This window comes from Pseudomonas sp. LBUM1640, from assembly GCF_059716225.1.
The window spans coordinates 3,189,048-3,204,668 of record NZ_CP166816.1 but is presented as its reverse complement, the minus strand read 5'-3'; the positions used below and the strand labels follow the sequence as shown (position 1 = coordinate 3,204,668).

The following is a 15,621-nucleotide window of genomic DNA, read 5'->3' as shown; positions in this document are numbered from 1 at the left end:
CTTGCAGTGAGCGTTAATGAGTGTTTTATCCTTCGCTCAAAATTGTGTGTATCCCTTTAACTGTGGGTCCTACCGTCAACTGATATTCGCTCATGACATCAAGGCACTCACGATAATTAAGATCTTCACACTGTGTATGCAGTATTAGCTGTAGGGTCGACACTGTGTCAGTCGGGGCGGTATAGCGATTGAGCACCGGCAATAACGAAGGTTGATGTAACCCGATATATTGACGAAACAGTTCACGGGTCTCATACGTTTTATCAAAACGACTTAGAAACCCCACGCCCAGAAGCGAATCGAGTGCATTGGGGGCAATATGCAAGGCATTTCTTGATATGGCGATATTGCCGAAGCCCACTTGTTCCCGAGCCCGATAGAGTTGGTGCCGAATCGAGCCATGACAGGCAGACTCAGGGGCGACGCTACCAATCACTTGCTCACGAACTTGAGAGAGTGGCAGCGACGTTTTGAGTCGAAAACACAGCAACTGCCCTCCGGATTGACAGAGCCAAGACTCCTGAGCAGGGTAAAAGCCATTCATCACCGCGAAGGTGTGAGCGCCCTTGGTCAAGCGGCAGGCGTATAAGCCTGGGCCTACCTTCACCGCTGCGCCCTTGTCCCAATCCTCAGACAACCAGGCGGCGTCGCCTTCCCAGAACGTTTCGAGCGCCTCGAATGCGGTGTAAACCTGTGTAGGCGGGTCGTGTTTCATACACTCATGCACGGCTTGAACAGCCCAGGGGGTGGGCTCGGTGGCCAGCGAGCGCAAGATTCGATACTGCCCCCGCACCATACCGCGAGCCTCTGCCGAATCTGCTGTCAGCAGGACAGCCTGGTCAACTTCGCCTATTTCCATCAGGGGCAAAAAGACTGTCTTCAGGGCGTGCAAAAGTTGATCTTTGTGTTGGATCGACAGCAGTTCAGGCTTCAAAAAGAGGAAGTGCTCTTCAATACCGCCTTCGTGCAAACCGGTGCAGACGGCGCTGGCAACATCGACAATCTGGCCAACGGCTATACACCTATCAGTTAGGGGCCGCGACGTGCCACCTAGAATCAAATCACTGAGTTGCTCAAGCGTTACTTTTTTCATCTCACTTCCCTTTGAGATCCATCTTCCTGAACCGCTTAGAGCAACTGCCGGAGAGGCATTCATGATCTTCAGCGAACGCTGGATCAAAAGGCTCTAATTTCAAAAGCCACTCATTTGTCTCTTTTTAATATTGAAAAAAAAATCCTTCAACGCAAGCGGTTTTTATACTTTTAATAAGATTTCGCCCTCTACCGAGGGGCGACCCTAGTGATTTTCACCTTTCTAATCATGACGTTATAGACAATAACCCGACTAACAAATTGGACCGACACGCCCGGTCACGGCCATGCGCCCCAAGTGATGGCTAGTTGATAGCTCCGCTGCGTATTTTTTAGTTATTTGGTAATTAGCCAAAAAAAGATATTGCCCTTCATCCGCCGCCACACAAGCGTCTCAGTGGATATTCGAGCATAACAAGATGTTTTCATTTGGCTTAGCGCCTTGACACCTGAATGCATCATTGCTAAACAAAAAAAGGCGTTTTTTCTTCACCGAGAAAATTACGCCATGGACTCAAGTTCGCGGCAGGCGCACTAGGAAGACCTACTTCCCGCCACTTGCTGAATCAGGGACGATCACTGTTCACTTGGAACAAACCGAAAGGAATCGGGCATGCCGATATTTGTGCTACGCAACAAAACTTGTCAGCCCACCCGCCATAGTTCCCTGAGCAATTTGACTAAAAGGCATGTAAATCGCCCTTTCGGTTTCTGTACCGGCGAGCCCGGTGCTCGCCCATGAAGGGCTTGATAGGCGCCTGCGTTTCACTGGCCGTGGAGGCACTGTGAACGGCTCTGATTTACTGCGCAACATCGATCATGAGAGCAAGATCCAGCAGGTCGCTGGGGCTTTTCTCGGCGCTCCCGTTCGGCTCTTGTCGGCGGTCCGCCAAGGCAGGAAAACGCTACACCAGGCGTTCAGCTCGGGCATTTCCAATAAATTTTTCCTGGAAGCCGAGACGCTCGAACGATTTGTCCTGAAAGAAGCCCCCCATTACGCCAACTCATTACCCTTTTGTCGCGCATCTCTACAATTTCAACAGCACTTGAGCAGAAGTGGGTTGTTAATTCCGCAATACCATTGCCTGTCAGACGACCACACAATATTTCACTTTGTGCTGCTGGAAGATGGTCGCCACAGGATATTCACGCTTCAACGATTGGCCGACGCCAGCGAATTTCCTTCCATGCCTATGATCATCAAGGGCGCGGTAGACGCCTTGTATTCATTACACACGGCAGCGCTGTCCCTGCCCAGCAACAACTTGCCGCACCACAATGTGTTCGATTGCGTCAGTGATTTGCTCACGCAAGGACGAATCGAACTTGAACCCAAACTGAACGGCCAGTGGTTGCAACACAAAACCGAGGTAGTGGAGCTGATCAAAGCGTTCTCATGGCAGGTTAACCACTATAAAGCCCAGGCAGAATCAGTTGGCTATTTCGAGGCTATCCAGCCGGTACACGGCGATTTTCATCTGAACAATTTATTATTCAGTAGCACGGGCGCCGTGTCGGCAATCCTGGATTTTGACGACGCCAAAAACGATAACCCGATTCAGGATTTCGCACGCCTGGCAGTCAGCCTTTGCATTTTCAGGTTCCAGGCTGATCCTCAGCGGCCACTTGCACTACTGCCCACTTCGATCGACCTGCCGCTACTGGTTGAACTGCTTACTTACGCACAAGGCGTTGAGCGCGATTGGATAACTAAGGCGCCCTTTGTTCCGACGCTAAAGTGCATAGCATTACAGATGGCTTTCATCGGGCTTCTTTCCGGAATGTACGGTACTGCCCAATTACAAGCGCTCCGACTTTTTCCGGAAATGTTGGACGCCGGATGCCAAGAACTGGATGCCCTGATCACAAAGGATCAAACACATGGAATATCGTGACCTGCCCTGCCGAAAGAATGTTCGAACCCTTCTTCTTAATCCGCATAATCAAATCCTATTGATGAAGGTTGCACTGCCCGACCGGACGTTCTGGTGCACGTTAGGTGGAGGAATCCATCCAGACGAGAGTCTTGAGCACGCTGCGCAACGTGAGCTTTTTGAAGAAGCAGGGTACCGTCCGGAAGAGCTTTGCGAAGGACATCTGGTGTGGAAGGGCCAACATATATTAATGCGCAACAGCACGCTTTATCTGCTGGATGAGTCTTTCTTGCTATACCGAGTAACGCGCGTCGACTTCACAACCTTGCATCAAACCGACGAAGAAAAAGCGGTCGTTAAAGAGCTGCGCTGGTGGACCCTAGAAGAGATCAACAATACCCGACAACATATTGTGCCACCACGCCTCGGAGAGCATTTGCAACGTCTCCTCGACCAAGGTCCTCCATCCTCTCCAGAACTCATTCAGCTAGCAGATGAGTCATGACGGCCCTCGATGAACGTTCGTTTCACTTGCGCCGACTCATCGCGCAGGCACTTATCGGTGCCGACATGGGGCATGTCGGGCCATCGTTATCATTGGTTGAGATTTTGCGCGTGCTGTATGACTCAGTCCTGAGTTTTCAGTGCCAGCGACCCGACTGGCCAGACCGCGACCGGTTGATTCTCAGCAAAGGCCATGGCTGCGCGGCGCTCTACGCCATTCTTGCAGACAAGGGCTTCTTCCCATTGGCGGCGCTTTCCACTTTTTGCTCTCAGGAATCGATGTTGGGAGGTCACCCGGAAAAGTTGAAGATCCCAGGCGTGGAGGCATCTGCCGGCTCACTTGGACACGGGCTCTCAATAGGCGTGGGTATGGCCGTGGCAGCCCGCCTGCGTCGACAGACCTATCGCACATTTGTCATCACAGGCGACGGCGAACTCAACGAAGGTTCGATTTGGGAGGCTGCCATGCATGCCAGCAAACATCGATTAGCCAATCTGACAGTGATTGTCGACTGTAACGACCTGCAGTGTTATGGGCGAACGGACCATGTGCTTGACATGAAGCCTCTAGCCGAGAAATGGCGCAGCTTTGGCTTTAATGCGATGACCGTTGATGGTCACGACCTGACGGCACTGAGAGACGCATTCAGCAGGCCGCCCTCGTCAGGGGGGTCGCCCTTGGCGGTCATCTGCAAAACACTCAAAGGCAAGGGTCTACCCATCGCCGAGGGTAACCCCCATTGGCACCATAAGGCTAACTTCAGCACAGAGGACGTGCTGATGATCAAGCGCGCGTTTCAGGGAGAACTCAGTGAGAAAAGCTTGTTCTGAAAAAATTGTCGAGATGGCTCTGGATGACCCTAGGATCGTGTTCATCGGCTCCGATCTGGGCGCAGGCGCTATGGCCAGATTTCAAGAACTAAGGCCGGAGCGTTTTTTCATGGAGGGCATTTCCGAACAACACATTGTCGGATTCGCCGCAGGCTTGGCGATGGAGGGGTTCGTGCCGGTGGTCAACACCATCGCTACATTCCTGACTCGTCGTGCATTTGAACAGATTGCGATGGATATCTGTCTGCAAAAACTTCCCGTCATTCTCATGGGTAACGGTGCAGGATTAGTCTATGCCCACCTGGGCCCAAGCCATTTGGCTGTTGACGATATAGCACTGCTTCGCTTGATGCCTGACATGACCGTGTTATGCCCTGGAGATGCGACGGAAGCGCGCATGCTCCTTGAGCAGGCCATCGAGAATCAAACGCCTGCGTACATCAGGATCGGCCCCGCGAATACACCAGATTTACCTGATACCGGCGGGTCGCCCCTGATCGGTGTACCGGTGAGTCTTCTCAATGCGGACGAGGTGATTATTTTTTCCACAGGGTCTGTAACGCATCAGGCGCTGGCCGCTGCCCGCTTATTAAGGGCGTGGGGCATTGAGGCTGGGGTGATCCATGTGCACACCGTAAAACCGCTCTGCCTGGATCAGGTCATTGACGGCCTGCGAAAAGCGAAACTGATCGTTACCGTCGAGGAACACAATCGTACAGGCGGCCTCGCAAGTGCACTGCTTGAAGGGCTTTGCGACGCCAAGTTCCCATGCCCTGTCTTCTTGCGCCTGGGCATTCCTGACTGTTATCCGGATGGCTACGGAGACCAAGCCTATTTGCTTGAAAAGTATGGATTGAGCGCCGATAAAATTGCGCACTCCGTACGCTTGACCTACCTGTCGCTCTGAGAACGGAGTCTGCCTCATGATAATAAATGCCGCAGAATTGCCCCGTACGCTGGAGTACGACATTTGCGTGATCGGCTCAGGCCCTGCGGCACTGACGTTCGCCGGCCAGTTTCTAGAAGGTAGAAGCAACCTTAAAGTGCTGCTGGTCGAGAGTGGTGAAACGCTGGACCCCGCCTATGCCAATGAACACGATGAGTCATTGTCGCGGCGCTACAGCGGCCTGCAAACATCTGCCCAGTCCCTTTATGGGGGCCGGCTATCCGGCTGGCTCGAAACGAACAAGCCGGATTATCTAAGCGAGAGCCGCTTACGGGCGTTTGGCGGTACTGGCAACGTATGGAGCGGCTGGTTATGCGCACTGGAACGCCTCGACCTGGAGCGCGGTAAATGGCCCATTCCGTATGGGCAAATGATGAGGTTTTACGAAAAAGTCTGCGCGTATTATCAAATCCCGCCACGCTGGTGCCTGGATGCCCAAGTGGAGGACACGGGTGGCGCCTGGAAGTCTCTGCCGTTACCTTCCCAGATGTTTCGCACACGACCGCTGCTTGCGCGGCGCATTAATTTCGGCCAGCTTTTCAGGGAAAGGCTGGTTCACTCTGAGAATGTAGATCTGCTCCTGGGAGCCAATGCGGCACGTATCGATACGCGCGGCGTCACCCCGTCAAAGTCGGCACACCAGTTGACCATCGTGCCTACACAGGCGCCCTCTTCCGCCATTGAACATAGCGTGTCAGCTTCCACCTTTGTCATAGCCGCCGGCTGTATCGAAAGCACGCGACTGCTGGAGGCCTCCGAGTTAGGAGCGGCTTCAGGCGCATTGGGTCAATATTTTCAAGAGCACTTTTACATTTGGAACGCCGGTACTTTCCAGATGACCGAAAATTGTGCTCCTTATCGGCCCCTGTATTTTCAGGAAAAGACACTCAGCGTTTCACCAAGAGACTCCGTTGTAGGAATGATCGTGCCAACCACTCGCTACCTTACCGAAAAGGGAGGAGGTACCTTTCGTGCCATCCTGGGCGGTGGGCCGGGCATTCCTGGAACGTTGAACCTCTGCTGCGAACAACTCCCGGAACACTCAAACCATATCGTCATTGATAACGTGGCGCCCCACACTCGCACAGCGGCACAAGGAAGGGTCCATGTGCATAATGAACTGAGCGCTGCTGACACTAAAACCATTGAAAACGCTGTCATGAGTTTGGGCGAAAGCCTGCTAAGCAGTGGCCTGATCACGCACTTCAATCCTGCACCGTTCGACATTGCTCCTACTCAGTGGCAAGCCCCGCACCGACTCGCGCCCGGCAATCACCCAAGTGGCACTACCCGCATGTCCTCAGACCCAAGCCAAGGGGTGGTAAACAGCGATTGTAAAGTCCACGGAGTCGACAACGTCTATGTCGCAAGCGCCAGCGTGTTTCCCACTGGAGGCTATGCCAACCCCACCCTTACGCTAATGGCCCTGGCCCTGCGACTGGCCGAAACACTACAGGAGCGCGGATAAAAATGGACTTGGGTCTCAGAGGCAAACGCATCCTGATTGCTGGAGCCAGCAAAGGCATAGGCCGTAGCCTGGTCGAAACTTTTTATACCGAAGGTTGCCGAGTGGCCTATTGCGCTCGTGACGAAGCACGCTTGAATCAGGTGATGCAAAGCCTGAATGCGACTGAAGACAATATGCTGCCCTACGCGCTAGATGTACAAGACACTGCAGCGTTCGAGCTTATGATTAAACAAACCGTGTCCCGATGGGGAGGAATCGACTGCTTTATCTGGAACATCAGCGCTCAAAGCAGTAGCTGGTCGACTGGGTTCAAAGTTGACATTGAGTCATGCGTCAACTGCATGGATTTGATCATTCCGTTTCTCAAGGCCGCACAGGGTGGGTCAGTTGTTGCGGTTGCTTCGCGCGTCGCTTCTATAGGTATTCCCAATAATAAGCCTTACGCCGCACTGAAAGCTGCGTTGGTCCATTACATGGCTTCGTTGAGTCAAGAGCTCGTGGGGGAAGGCATCAGAGTCAATTGCGTTTCTCCCAGCGAGGTGATGTCTGAGGGCAGCGTGTGGGCCAGATTACGAGAGGATGAGCCTGAAAAATATCAACGGGCCTTGAACAGAAGCCCGCTTGGTCGGATGGCCACTCCCACAGAGGTCGCTCAAGCCGTGGCGTTTCTCGCCAGCCCGGCAGCAAGTTATATATCCGGCATCAATTTGCAGGTGGACGCAGGCGGCCATCAAGCCGTCAATTACTAAACATAAACGCGACGCAGCGCCTATGGACCTGGATAAATGCTGTCTAAACCAGCGACTTTTGACTGTAATGGTCAAAAGCCTCCAGCAAATCGTGCAGGCTCATCTTCCCGAGATCTACAGCTTCAGCGCCGCTGGCGGCGACGCATATACGAAATCGCGCGTTAGGCAAAGCAGGCCGATGGTTTTTGAATGATTTGTCCCATCGGCTGTGCATGTAATGGTACGAAGACGAAAAGCGTCAGCGGTTTGGTTATCCGAGGCCAAGGGGCTGACGCTGTTAATCGAACCGGCTATGCAGGGCTTGCCCAGTGCACCAATCGCCTCAACGCCCGGTACGAATGGTGTTCCACACCCGCGTACGAATCCGGTCGATGTTCAGCGGCATCGCCTCCAGTGCAAACAACTTGCCCATCATTTCCGGGCTCGGGTACACCTTGGTGTCGGCTTTGATCGCCGGGTCCACCAGGCTGTCGGCCGCGGCGTTACCGTTGGCGTAGTGCACGTAGTTGGTGATGCTGGCCATCACTTCCGGGCGCAGCAGGTAGTTCATGAACGCGTAACCGGCCTTTTCGTCAGGCGCATCGGCAGGCATGGCGACCATGTCGAACCAGATGGCGGCGCCTTCCTTGGGAATGTTGTAGCCGATGTTCACGCCGTTCTTGGCTTCCTTGGCGCGGCTTTCGGCCTGCAGGATGTCGCCGGAGAAACCGACCGCCACGCAAATATCGCCATTGGCCAGGTCAGCGGTGTATTTCGAGGAGTGGAAGTACGCTACGTACGGCCGCACTTTCATCAGCAGGTCTTCAGCCTTCTTGTAGTCCTCGGCCTTTTTGCTGTGGTGCGGCAGGCCCAGGTAGTTAAGCGCTGCGGGCAGCAGTTCCGGGCCGTTGTCGAGGATCGCCACGCCGCACTTTTGCAGCTTGGCCATGTTCTCCGGCTTGAAGATCAGGTCCCAGGAGTCCACCGGCGCGTTGTCGCCCAGCACCGCCTTGACCTTGTCGATGTTGTAGCCGATGCCGGTGCTGCCCCACAGGTACGGGAAGCCGTGCGCGTTGCCCGGGTCGTTGTTTTCCAGGGCCTTGAGCAGCACCGGGTTGAGGTTTTTCCAGTTCGGCAACTGGCGCTTGTCGAGCTTCTTCAGGGCACCGCCCTGGATCTGCCGGGCCATGAAGTGGTTGGACGGGAACACCACGTCGTAGCCGGATTTGCCGGTCATCAACTTGCCGTCGAGGGTTTCATTGCTGTCGTACACGTCGTAGGTGAAACCGATGCCGGTTTCTTTCTGGAAGTTCTTGGTGGTGTCCGGCGCAATGTAGTCCGACCAGTTGTAGATCTTCACCGTCTCGGCGGCCTGGCTGATAGAGGCCACCAACATCAAGGGCAACAGGGCAATGGCTTTCATGGTTCGATTTCCTGGCGGTTTTAGGGCTGTTTTTATGGCAGGCGATCAAGGATCAAAGCGTTACAGAATCAATACGTAGGTCTTGCGCACGGTTTCCTGGATATCCCAGATACCGGTGCTGTTGGCCGGCAACATCAGTGCATCGCCGGCTTGTATGTGGACGGTTTCACCGTTGTCGGGAGTGAAGGTGCAACGGCCCTGGATAAAGTGGCAAAACTCCTGGGATTTGATCTGCCGACGCCAGCGGCCCGGGGTGCAGGCCCAGATGCCGGTTTCGACGCCGTCGTTGCGTTCCACACTCAAGGTGGAGGCCACGGCGATGGGTTCGCCCAAGGGCACGGCCACCGGTGACGAATCCGGCAAGTGGGCATTCAGCGTGTCTTTGAATTGAGTGATGCTCATGGGTTTTCCCGTGTGAGTGAAACGGTTTAGTGCATGAAACCTTCCATGAACCCGGCCACGCCGGTCGCCAGCTTGCGGCGCCAAGGCGCGGTGTTGGGGTTGGCCAACACCTGGTCTTCATGGACAAAGCTGCGAATGATCGCGTTGTAGCCCAACCAGCGGCACGGCTCGGGCTCCCAGGCTTTCAACGCGTCCACGCCACGCTCGCGGATCACCCAGGGCTGGGTGGTCAGCGGCGTGTCGAGGCCCAGAATCAGGTCGGCCAAGGTGCGGCCACCCAGGTTGGTGGCGCCTACGCCCTCCCCGCCGTAGCCGCCGGACAGCGCGATGCCGGTCTTGTGGTCGCAGAGCATGTGCGGGCGGAAGTTGCGCGACATGCCGAGGTTGCCGCCCCATGAGTGGGTAATCCGCGCGTTCTTGAGCTGCGGGAAGAGTTCGCCGAACAGGTAGCGACGCAGCTCCACTTCGCTGTCGGTGAGGTCGAAGTTGTGGCGCAACTTACCGGCGAACTGGTAGCCGCCACGCGCGCCGAACACCAGGCGGTTGTCGGCTGAGCGCTGGCCGTAAGTGACCTGGCGGCTGCTTTCGCCGAACGCCTGGCCATGCTCCAGGCCGATTTCGGCCCAGGTGCTGGCGGGCAGCGGTTCGGTGGCGACAATCAGGCTTTGCACCGGTAACTGATAGCGACCCAACGGCGGCAACGTAGTCGCATACCCCTCGACCGCCGGCACCACCCAAGCGGCACGCACGCTGGCCTTGGCCGTGCGCAGGCTGCCGGACTGCCAATGGGTGACCGGGCTGTTTTCGTAGATCGTGACGCCCATGCTCTCCACCGCCCGCGCCAGGCCGCGCACTAACTTGGCCGGGTTGATGGTCGCGACATGGGGTGCATAGATACCGCCATAGGGCCTGGCGATGCGGACCTGTTCGGCCAGCTGTTGCGGGCCAAGCCAACGGTAATCGTCTTGCGTCAGGCCCTGGGCGTAGAGTTTGTCGAGGTAGCGGCGCAGGCTGCCTTCCTGCTCGGGGTAACGCGCGGCGCAGTACAGGGCACCGCCCTTGCGGTAGTCGCAATCGATGCCTTCACGGGCCAGCACCTGGGCGACTTCATCGGGAATGCCGTGCAGCAGGTCAAACGAGGCGCGGCGCTGTTGTGGGGAAAGCCCGGCCAGCAGGCGGTCTTCGCCGAGCAAATTGCCCATCAGCCAGCCGCCGTTGCGACCAGAAGCGCCGAAACCTGCGGTCTGCGCTTCGATAATCGCAATTTTCAGCTCCGGCGCCTGGCGCTTCAGGTAATAGGCAGTCCACAGGCCGGTGTAACCGGCACCGATAATGGCCACATTGACGTCCAGGTCATGCTCCAAGGATGGCCGCGCCACCAGCGGGTCATCCAACTGGTCCATCCATAAACTGATAGTGCGCCATGCCGGCATGCCAAGCTCCCCAACCTTATTTCGATAGGCTGGATCCTAGAGCGCAGCGTTATGGGCTGTCTTGCGCGCGTGCACGCAGGGAAATTTGTTTGACGTAAGCCTTGGGCGATTGGCCGGTATGCTGGCGAAACGCACTGTAGAACGCCGACAGCGAATTGAAACCGGCGGCGAACGCCAGGTCATCGACCTTTATCGGCGGCAGGGCTTTATCCAGGGCGGCCAGCAAATGCTGGAGCCGGGCCTGGTTAACGTAACGGTAGAAGCTCTGCCCCAGCACCTGGTTCAACAGGTACGAAATCTGATTGCGGCTGTAGCCACACTCCTTGGCCACCCGCTGCAGGTCCAGTTCCGGGTCCAGGTAAGGTTGTTTGAGCTGGAAGTACTGCTGCAGGTCATTGGCCATATGCCCCAATTGCTGGGGCGACAGGCCCAGGCGGCTGACCGTGGGGCGCAGGGCTTGGGTTGGCTGCTCATGCACCAGCGAGGCGTATTCGTTGACCCGCCAGATCAGCCCATCGCGCACGGTGATGGCCTCGCTGGTGCGAAACGAAACCAGCCCCTGGCCGCCGCGCAAGGTAATGCGGTACTGGATGAACGCGGTGTCGCCATCGGCGCGGATGCGGTCGGTGTGTTCGATGGCCTCATCGGCGCCGCGCGGCATGCTGGCTTGCAGGTACTCACGCAGCTCGGCATAACCGATGACGCGGTTCTGGAAGAAGTCGTGGTACTGGATGTCGGGGTGGTAGTAGGCCATCACGCCATCCAGGTCACGATGGCGCCAGCACAGGTGGTGACGCAAGACCAGCTCGCCGGTGGCTTGGGTGTTCTGGCAATCATCGGCTGGGGCGATGCTGGGCATGTAGGGCTCTACGACGGATAAACGGCTGAGAGTGCCGAACTTTAGCGGTGCCTTCAAGGGTTAAAGGACGCTTATCGGTAGTGGCGTTTCGCCTAGTTTGTAGTAGGACATGACGCACATCAATTTAATCGAAAACAACCGCCGAACGGGACCAAAAAAGTCACCTTGAACATGCGAACGAGTGCTATTTTTGAAGTTCTTCGATGCCAAGACCAGTGAAGGTCATGGCCCCCTGCCGCGAGCTAAAGGAAGCGCTCAATGAACAAGGTGGGCAACATGAATAAAGTGACGTTCCCCAACGCCTGCCAGCTGATGCGCTGGCATTTTCATCCAATGGGCTTCGAGGGCAGCATGGACGCCCCGGGCAGCATGGTCGCCCGCCTGTTTGACCGAGCGAGCGGCGAGACGCTGATAGCCATTGCCGGCATCCCCTGCGCAACCGTGATGAATGCGGCCGATGTAGAGCGCATTATCGAGGCGGTGGAGGATGAACTGGAGTGTTTTGTGCCGCCGCTGTCGTTGCGGGCCTGACGCCCGATCTGACGGGCACTACAGCACTAATGTGGGGGGCGGGCTTGCTCGCGATGGCAGCACCTCGGTTTATCAGTGGAACCGAGGTGATGCCATCGCATGCATTGGTATCTACACATCTTTTTACGAATTGAATTCTGCGGTTGTCGTGTGGGGGGGCTGGGTACATATCCGTTATTTGGGTGATGGCTGAAATTGGTTTCGCCCTTACGGCGAGTCACTTTGGAAAAGCACCAAAGTAACCAAAGTGCTCTTGCCCCACCACTCGGCACCTCGCCTCCGGCTCGGTGTGCCCTCTCTCCGGCATTACTCCGCGGGCCGCCGCGACGGGCCGTCCCTGCCCCGTCGCGGCTAAACCGGCGTCCTGCCGGTTTACCCGCTCCGTAATACCTGCGTTCGGCCAGCGTGGTTTAACGGGGCGCCTAAGATCAAAATCAAGATCAAGATCTACAGCACGGCGGCCTAGTAGCCGACCTGAGTGGTTAGATCAAAAGCAAAGTCGAGGCGGCCTGACAGCCGACCTGCTTACTGAAGCTGTTCTCGGTCTAATTGTGGGAGCTGGCTTGCCTGCGAAGGCATCAACTGGGTATGCCTGATGTACCGAGGTGTCTGCATCGCAGGCAAGCCAGCTCCCACAGAAAAGCAGCTCTGTTTCTGATCTGTTCTTGCTCTGCTTTTGCCCTGCTTTTGCTTCAACCACTCAGGTCGGCTACTAGGCCGCCGTGCTGTAGATTTTGATCTTGATCTGACAGGCCCCGTTAACCACGATGGCCGAACGCAGGCTTGAATCCGTGGGTAACCCGGCAGGACGCCGGGTTAGCCGCGCTGGGCCAAGGATGGCCCATCGCGGCGGCCCACGGATTCAAGCCGGAGTGAGGGCATGCCGAGCCTAGGCGAGGCACCGAGTGGTGGGGCAAAGACCTTTTGGTTACTTTTGGGGCGTTTGCCAAAAGTGACTCGCTGTAAGAGCGAAACCATAAGCGGCCGTTACCGCAGCAACGGATATGTACTCAATCTACCTAACCCCATCGCAGGCAAGCCAGCCCCCACACAAGCCCGCTCCCACTTTTAAGGCATGCGCTAGCCGCGCTGATCGTCGAAAAACGCTTTTTTCCCATCGACCCGCTCTGAAGCCCTGGGCACGTTCACGCCCTGGCCTTCGGGCTTCTCCACATACCAATAGCAATGGCTAACGGCTCGCGTAATACCGACATACGCCAGGCGCAGCACTTCGTCTTTTTGCGCAGTGTCATACGGCTCGCTGTCACCGTCCTTGCCCAGACCTGCCATGCGGTAAACCTGGTTCTTGTAAGGCGAACTGGTCATATGCTGGCAATCCCCAAGCAGAAATACTGCATCCGCTTGCAGGCCTTTGGCACTGTGATAGGTCAGCTGCTTGAGTCGACGAGCTGGCGGCGGCAAGCTGGAATCCACATTAACAACAGACTGTATATGCTCTTGAATCAATAACTTATCGCTGCTTTTTCGATAAAGCATCAACACAGATTCGCCTCTTTGGTAGTGCTCCAACAACTGCCGACCCAACTCAGCGTCGTCTCGCTCACGTACCGTTACGGGCACCAAAACCTTGGGTTCACCACTGGCCTTGGCCTTCTTGCCGGGAATCGCTGGCGCAGCCCGCACGATATGCTCGGCAGCGTCGATGACGTGCTGGTGGCTACGGTAGTTCTCACTCAGCATCACGCGGGTGGTGGTCGGTGACGGGAATTCCTTGTTGAAGTCCATGAAGTACTTGGGCGAACTGCCGCGCCAACCGTAGATGGACTGCCAGTCATCGCCCACGCACAGTAGGGACGAGCGCTGCGCGCCACGGCCCACGTGCATTGCCGGGCCACGGCTGCGGATTTCACGCAGGCTGGCGCGAATCCACGAAACGATCTGCGGCGATACGTCCTGGAACTCGTCAATCATCAGGTGCGACATCGGCCGCAACAGCGGATCACTGAGCAGCTTGAGGTTTTCCGGGGAGTTCTCGCCGAACAGCGAGAACATGCGGTTGTAGGTCATGACGGGCGGCGATTGGTCGAGCAGATGGTCTTCCAGGGCTTTCCAGAAAATGCTCAGGGCTTCAAAGAAGCACCGGTCCGGGTCGTCCTTGGCGAAGCTCATCTGGCCGACGGCGGTCGGCACGTCCAACCCGAGGTTCTCGATAAACCCGGCGGCCATGACAAAACTGTCCAGCAGCGGCGCGGACGCCAACTCGCCTTTTACCTTGTAGTCAAAACCCGGCCCGGCGCTGGCGTCACCGGCCAAGCTACTTAAAAGGCGCTTTGACGACTCATAGCTATCCAACCATATCAAAGGCTTACGACAGAAAGCTTGAAACAAGGTGCGCTTTACCGCCCACTCGGCGCGCACCGAAAGCTTCGAGTTGGGCCGACTGATCTGGGCGTTTTCCCGTGAATCGAAGCCCAGCACCACCCAGGCATCCAGCTCAGGAATGTAGCCGTGGCAATGAAACTGCGCACCATTGATTTCGAAGGTCTGCCGGCTCGGCTCGATACCCTTGATCGGCCAGGCACCGGCACGAAACCAGAGGTCTTCGATCACATCGCAGAGTTCTTCATCACGCTTGGCGGCCAGCTCGGTCACGGCCACGCGCTTCTGCACATCCGGGTGGTCACGCTCCAGCTCCTTGAGCTGCAAGCCATGGCGCGCCAACGGCGCAATCAACTCACGGAAGCGTTCATGGCGCCCGTGCAGTCGGTGATAGCAGGCATTCATCTGTTGGCGCTGGGCGTCACTGATGCGCAGGTCGAACGGGTTACTGTCAACGTCCTCGAAACCGCTGCTGAGGTTTTCAAACGCCTGCAACCGCTCAAAGCCCGGCAAGCTGCGCACCATCGGCAGAATGCGCGAGTGGAAGGTACGCACCACGGCCTGGGCTTCTTTGCTGCCAAGGGGTTGGCCCCACAGGCTGAGAATTTCCATGAGCTTGTGGATGAAGTCCTTGCGCGACTCGCGGGTGAACGTCACCACGGTCATCGAGCTGAGTTCAAAGCCCAGGTAATGGGTGAGCAGCAGGATGCGCAGCACCAGCGAGGTCGACTTACCCGCCCCGGCGCCGGCAATCACCGAGGTCGACGGGGTGTCGCTGAAGATCATTTTCCATTGCGCGGCACTCGGCTGCGCATGGGCCGCCAGCAAGCGCGCGACATCCGCCTTCATGCGCTTTTTCACGTCAGCGGTAAGCGGTAGCCGCCAGTCGTCGAACAGGCTGTCATCCACGCCCGGCGCGCGGTGTTCATCCGGGCGAAAGTCACGGATGAGCAACACCTGCCGGCCTTCTTCAATACCCTCAGCCTTGCCCTCGCGATAGCCATACTCCACACCGGCCTCGTGCCCGCTGCGGAAACCGTCGGCCTGGCCGTGCAGCCAGGAAAACCGATGCTGCGCACGCAAACGCGTCAGGCCGTGGCCGAATAAACGCGCAGCCAGCCGTTTTAACAAAGGCATTTCGGCCAGTGGGCGTAGGTCAGGGGGCAGATCAGGCGTTTGTTGCGGCACGC

13 protein-coding genes are annotated in these 15,621 nt (G+C 56.7%); 7 read left to right on the top strand and 6 right to left on the bottom strand.

What is annotated here, in order from left to right; genetic code table 11:
* Positions 1–25 precede the first annotated feature (25 nt).
* Entirely contained in the window at positions 26–1,093 is a 1,068-nt protein-coding gene (locus ACA065_RS14460; RefSeq protein WP_497695101.1) for a hypothetical protein, read from the bottom strand.
* Positions 1,094–1,877: 784 nt separating this feature from the next.
* Here ACA065_RS14460 and ACA065_RS14455 point away from each other — a divergent pair.
* From ACA065_RS14455 to ACA065_RS14430, 6 genes are read left to right on the top strand one after another with little or no spacing between them, the layout of a single operon-like run.
* On the top strand, positions 1,878–2,987 hold the full coding sequence (locus ACA065_RS14455; RefSeq protein ID WP_497695100.1) for an aminoglycoside phosphotransferase family protein: 1,110 nt from the start codon (positions 1,878–1,880) through the stop codon (positions 2,985–2,987).
* Complete coding sequence (locus tag ACA065_RS14450; RefSeq protein WP_497695099.1) at positions 2,974–3,471, top strand: NUDIX hydrolase; 498 nt, start codon at positions 2,974–2,976, stop codon at positions 3,469–3,471. The genes ACA065_RS14455 and ACA065_RS14450 overlap by 14 nt, the downstream gene beginning before the upstream one ends.
* Positions 3,468–4,301, top strand: a complete 834-nt coding sequence (locus ACA065_RS14445; protein ID WP_497695098.1) for a transketolase — start codon at positions 3,468–3,470, stop codon at positions 4,299–4,301. Before ACA065_RS14450 ends, ACA065_RS14445 begins: the two co-directional genes overlap by 4 nt.
* Positions 4,282–5,208 (top strand): transketolase family protein, encoded by a 927-nt coding sequence (locus ACA065_RS14440; protein ID WP_497695097.1) that lies wholly within the window; start codon positions 4,282–4,284, stop codon positions 5,206–5,208. Before ACA065_RS14445 ends, ACA065_RS14440 begins: the two co-directional genes overlap by 20 nt.
* A 16-nt stretch (positions 5,209–5,224) precedes the next feature.
* A complete protein-coding gene (locus ACA065_RS14435; protein WP_497695096.1) occupies positions 5,225–6,715 on the top strand; it encodes a GMC family oxidoreductase in 1,491 nt (496 codons plus the stop codon).
* Positions 6,716–6,717: 2 nt separating this feature from the next.
* Positions 6,718–7,464 (top strand): SDR family NAD(P)-dependent oxidoreductase, encoded by a 747-nt coding sequence (locus ACA065_RS14430; RefSeq protein WP_497695095.1) that lies wholly within the window; start codon positions 6,718–6,720, stop codon positions 7,462–7,464.
* Between the two features lie 322 nt (positions 7,465–7,786).
* Here ACA065_RS14430 and ACA065_RS14425 read toward each other — a convergent pair whose 3' ends face one another.
* The 4 genes from ACA065_RS14425 to ACA065_RS14410 are packed head-to-tail and all read right to left on the bottom strand — an operon-like array spanning position 7,787 to position 11,560.
* Positions 7,787–8,866, bottom strand: coding sequence for a polyamine ABC transporter substrate-binding protein (locus ACA065_RS14425; protein ID WP_497695094.1), 1,080 nt, complete (start codon positions 8,864–8,866; stop codon positions 7,787–7,789).
* A 60-nt stretch (positions 8,867–8,926) separates the two neighbouring features.
* Complete coding sequence (locus ACA065_RS14420; RefSeq protein ID WP_497695093.1) at positions 8,927–9,268, bottom strand: cupin domain-containing protein; 342 nt, start codon at positions 9,266–9,268, stop codon at positions 8,927–8,929.
* 26 nt (positions 9,269–9,294) lie between these two features.
* Positions 9,295–10,701: an NAD(P)/FAD-dependent oxidoreductase gene (locus ACA065_RS14415; protein ID WP_497695092.1), complete on the bottom strand. Its 1,407-nt coding sequence runs from the start codon at positions 10,699–10,701 to the stop codon at positions 9,295–9,297.
* Positions 10,702–10,750: 49 nt separating this feature from the next.
* Positions 10,751–11,560 (bottom strand): helix-turn-helix transcriptional regulator, encoded by an 810-nt coding sequence (locus ACA065_RS14410; protein ID WP_497695091.1) that lies wholly within the window; start codon positions 11,558–11,560, stop codon positions 10,751–10,753.
* A gap of 258 nt (positions 11,561–11,818) precedes the next feature.
* Here ACA065_RS14410 and ACA065_RS14405 point away from each other — a divergent pair, with 258 nt between their 5' ends.
* Positions 11,819–12,091 carry a DUF1652 domain-containing protein gene (locus tag ACA065_RS14405; RefSeq protein ID WP_026013572.1) on the top strand — a complete coding sequence of 91 codons (273 nt, stop codon included), beginning with the start codon at positions 11,819–11,821 and terminating at the stop codon, positions 12,089–12,091.
* Positions 12,092–13,171: 1,080 nt separating this feature from the next.
* Here ACA065_RS14405 and ACA065_RS14400 read toward each other — a convergent pair.
* Complete coding sequence (locus ACA065_RS14400; protein WP_497695090.1) at positions 13,172–15,619, bottom strand: UvrD-helicase domain-containing protein; 2,448 nt, start codon at positions 15,617–15,619, stop codon at positions 13,172–13,174.
* Positions 15,620–15,621 lie beyond the last annotated feature (2 nt).

Bases quoted from the DNA above. Each gene is read 5' to 3' on its own strand.
- ACA065_RS14425 (WP_497695094.1), bottom strand. From the start codon at position 8,866: ATGAAAGCCATTGCCCTGTTGCCCTTGATGTTGGTGGCCTCTATCAGC.
- ACA065_RS14460 (WP_497695101.1), bottom strand. From the start codon at position 1,093: ATGAAAAAAGTAACGCTTGAGCAACTCAGTGATTTGATTCTAGGTGGC.
- ACA065_RS14445 (WP_497695098.1), top strand. From the start codon at position 3,468: ATGACGGCCCTCGATGAACGTTCGTTTCACTTGCGCCGACTCATCGCG.
- ACA065_RS14430 (WP_497695095.1), top strand. From the start codon at position 6,718: ATGGACTTGGGTCTCAGAGGCAAACGCATCCTGATTGCTGGAGCCAGC.
- ACA065_RS14410 (WP_497695091.1), bottom strand. From the start codon at position 11,560: ATGCCCAGCATCGCCCCAGCCGATGATTGCCAGAACACCCAAGCCACC.
- ACA065_RS14450 (WP_497695099.1), top strand. From the start codon at position 2,974: ATGGAATATCGTGACCTGCCCTGCCGAAAGAATGTTCGAACCCTTCTT.
- ACA065_RS14405 (WP_026013572.1), top strand. From the start codon at position 11,819: ATGAACAAGGTGGGCAACATGAATAAAGTGACGTTCCCCAACGCCTGC.
- ACA065_RS14420 (WP_497695093.1), bottom strand. From the start codon at position 9,268: ATGAGCATCACTCAATTCAAAGACACGCTGAATGCCCACTTGCCGGAT.
- ACA065_RS14415 (WP_497695092.1), bottom strand. From the start codon at position 10,701: ATGCCGGCATGGCGCACTATCAGTTTATGGATGGACCAGTTGGATGAC.
- ACA065_RS14435 (WP_497695096.1), top strand. From the start codon at position 5,225: ATGATAATAAATGCCGCAGAATTGCCCCGTACGCTGGAGTACGACATT.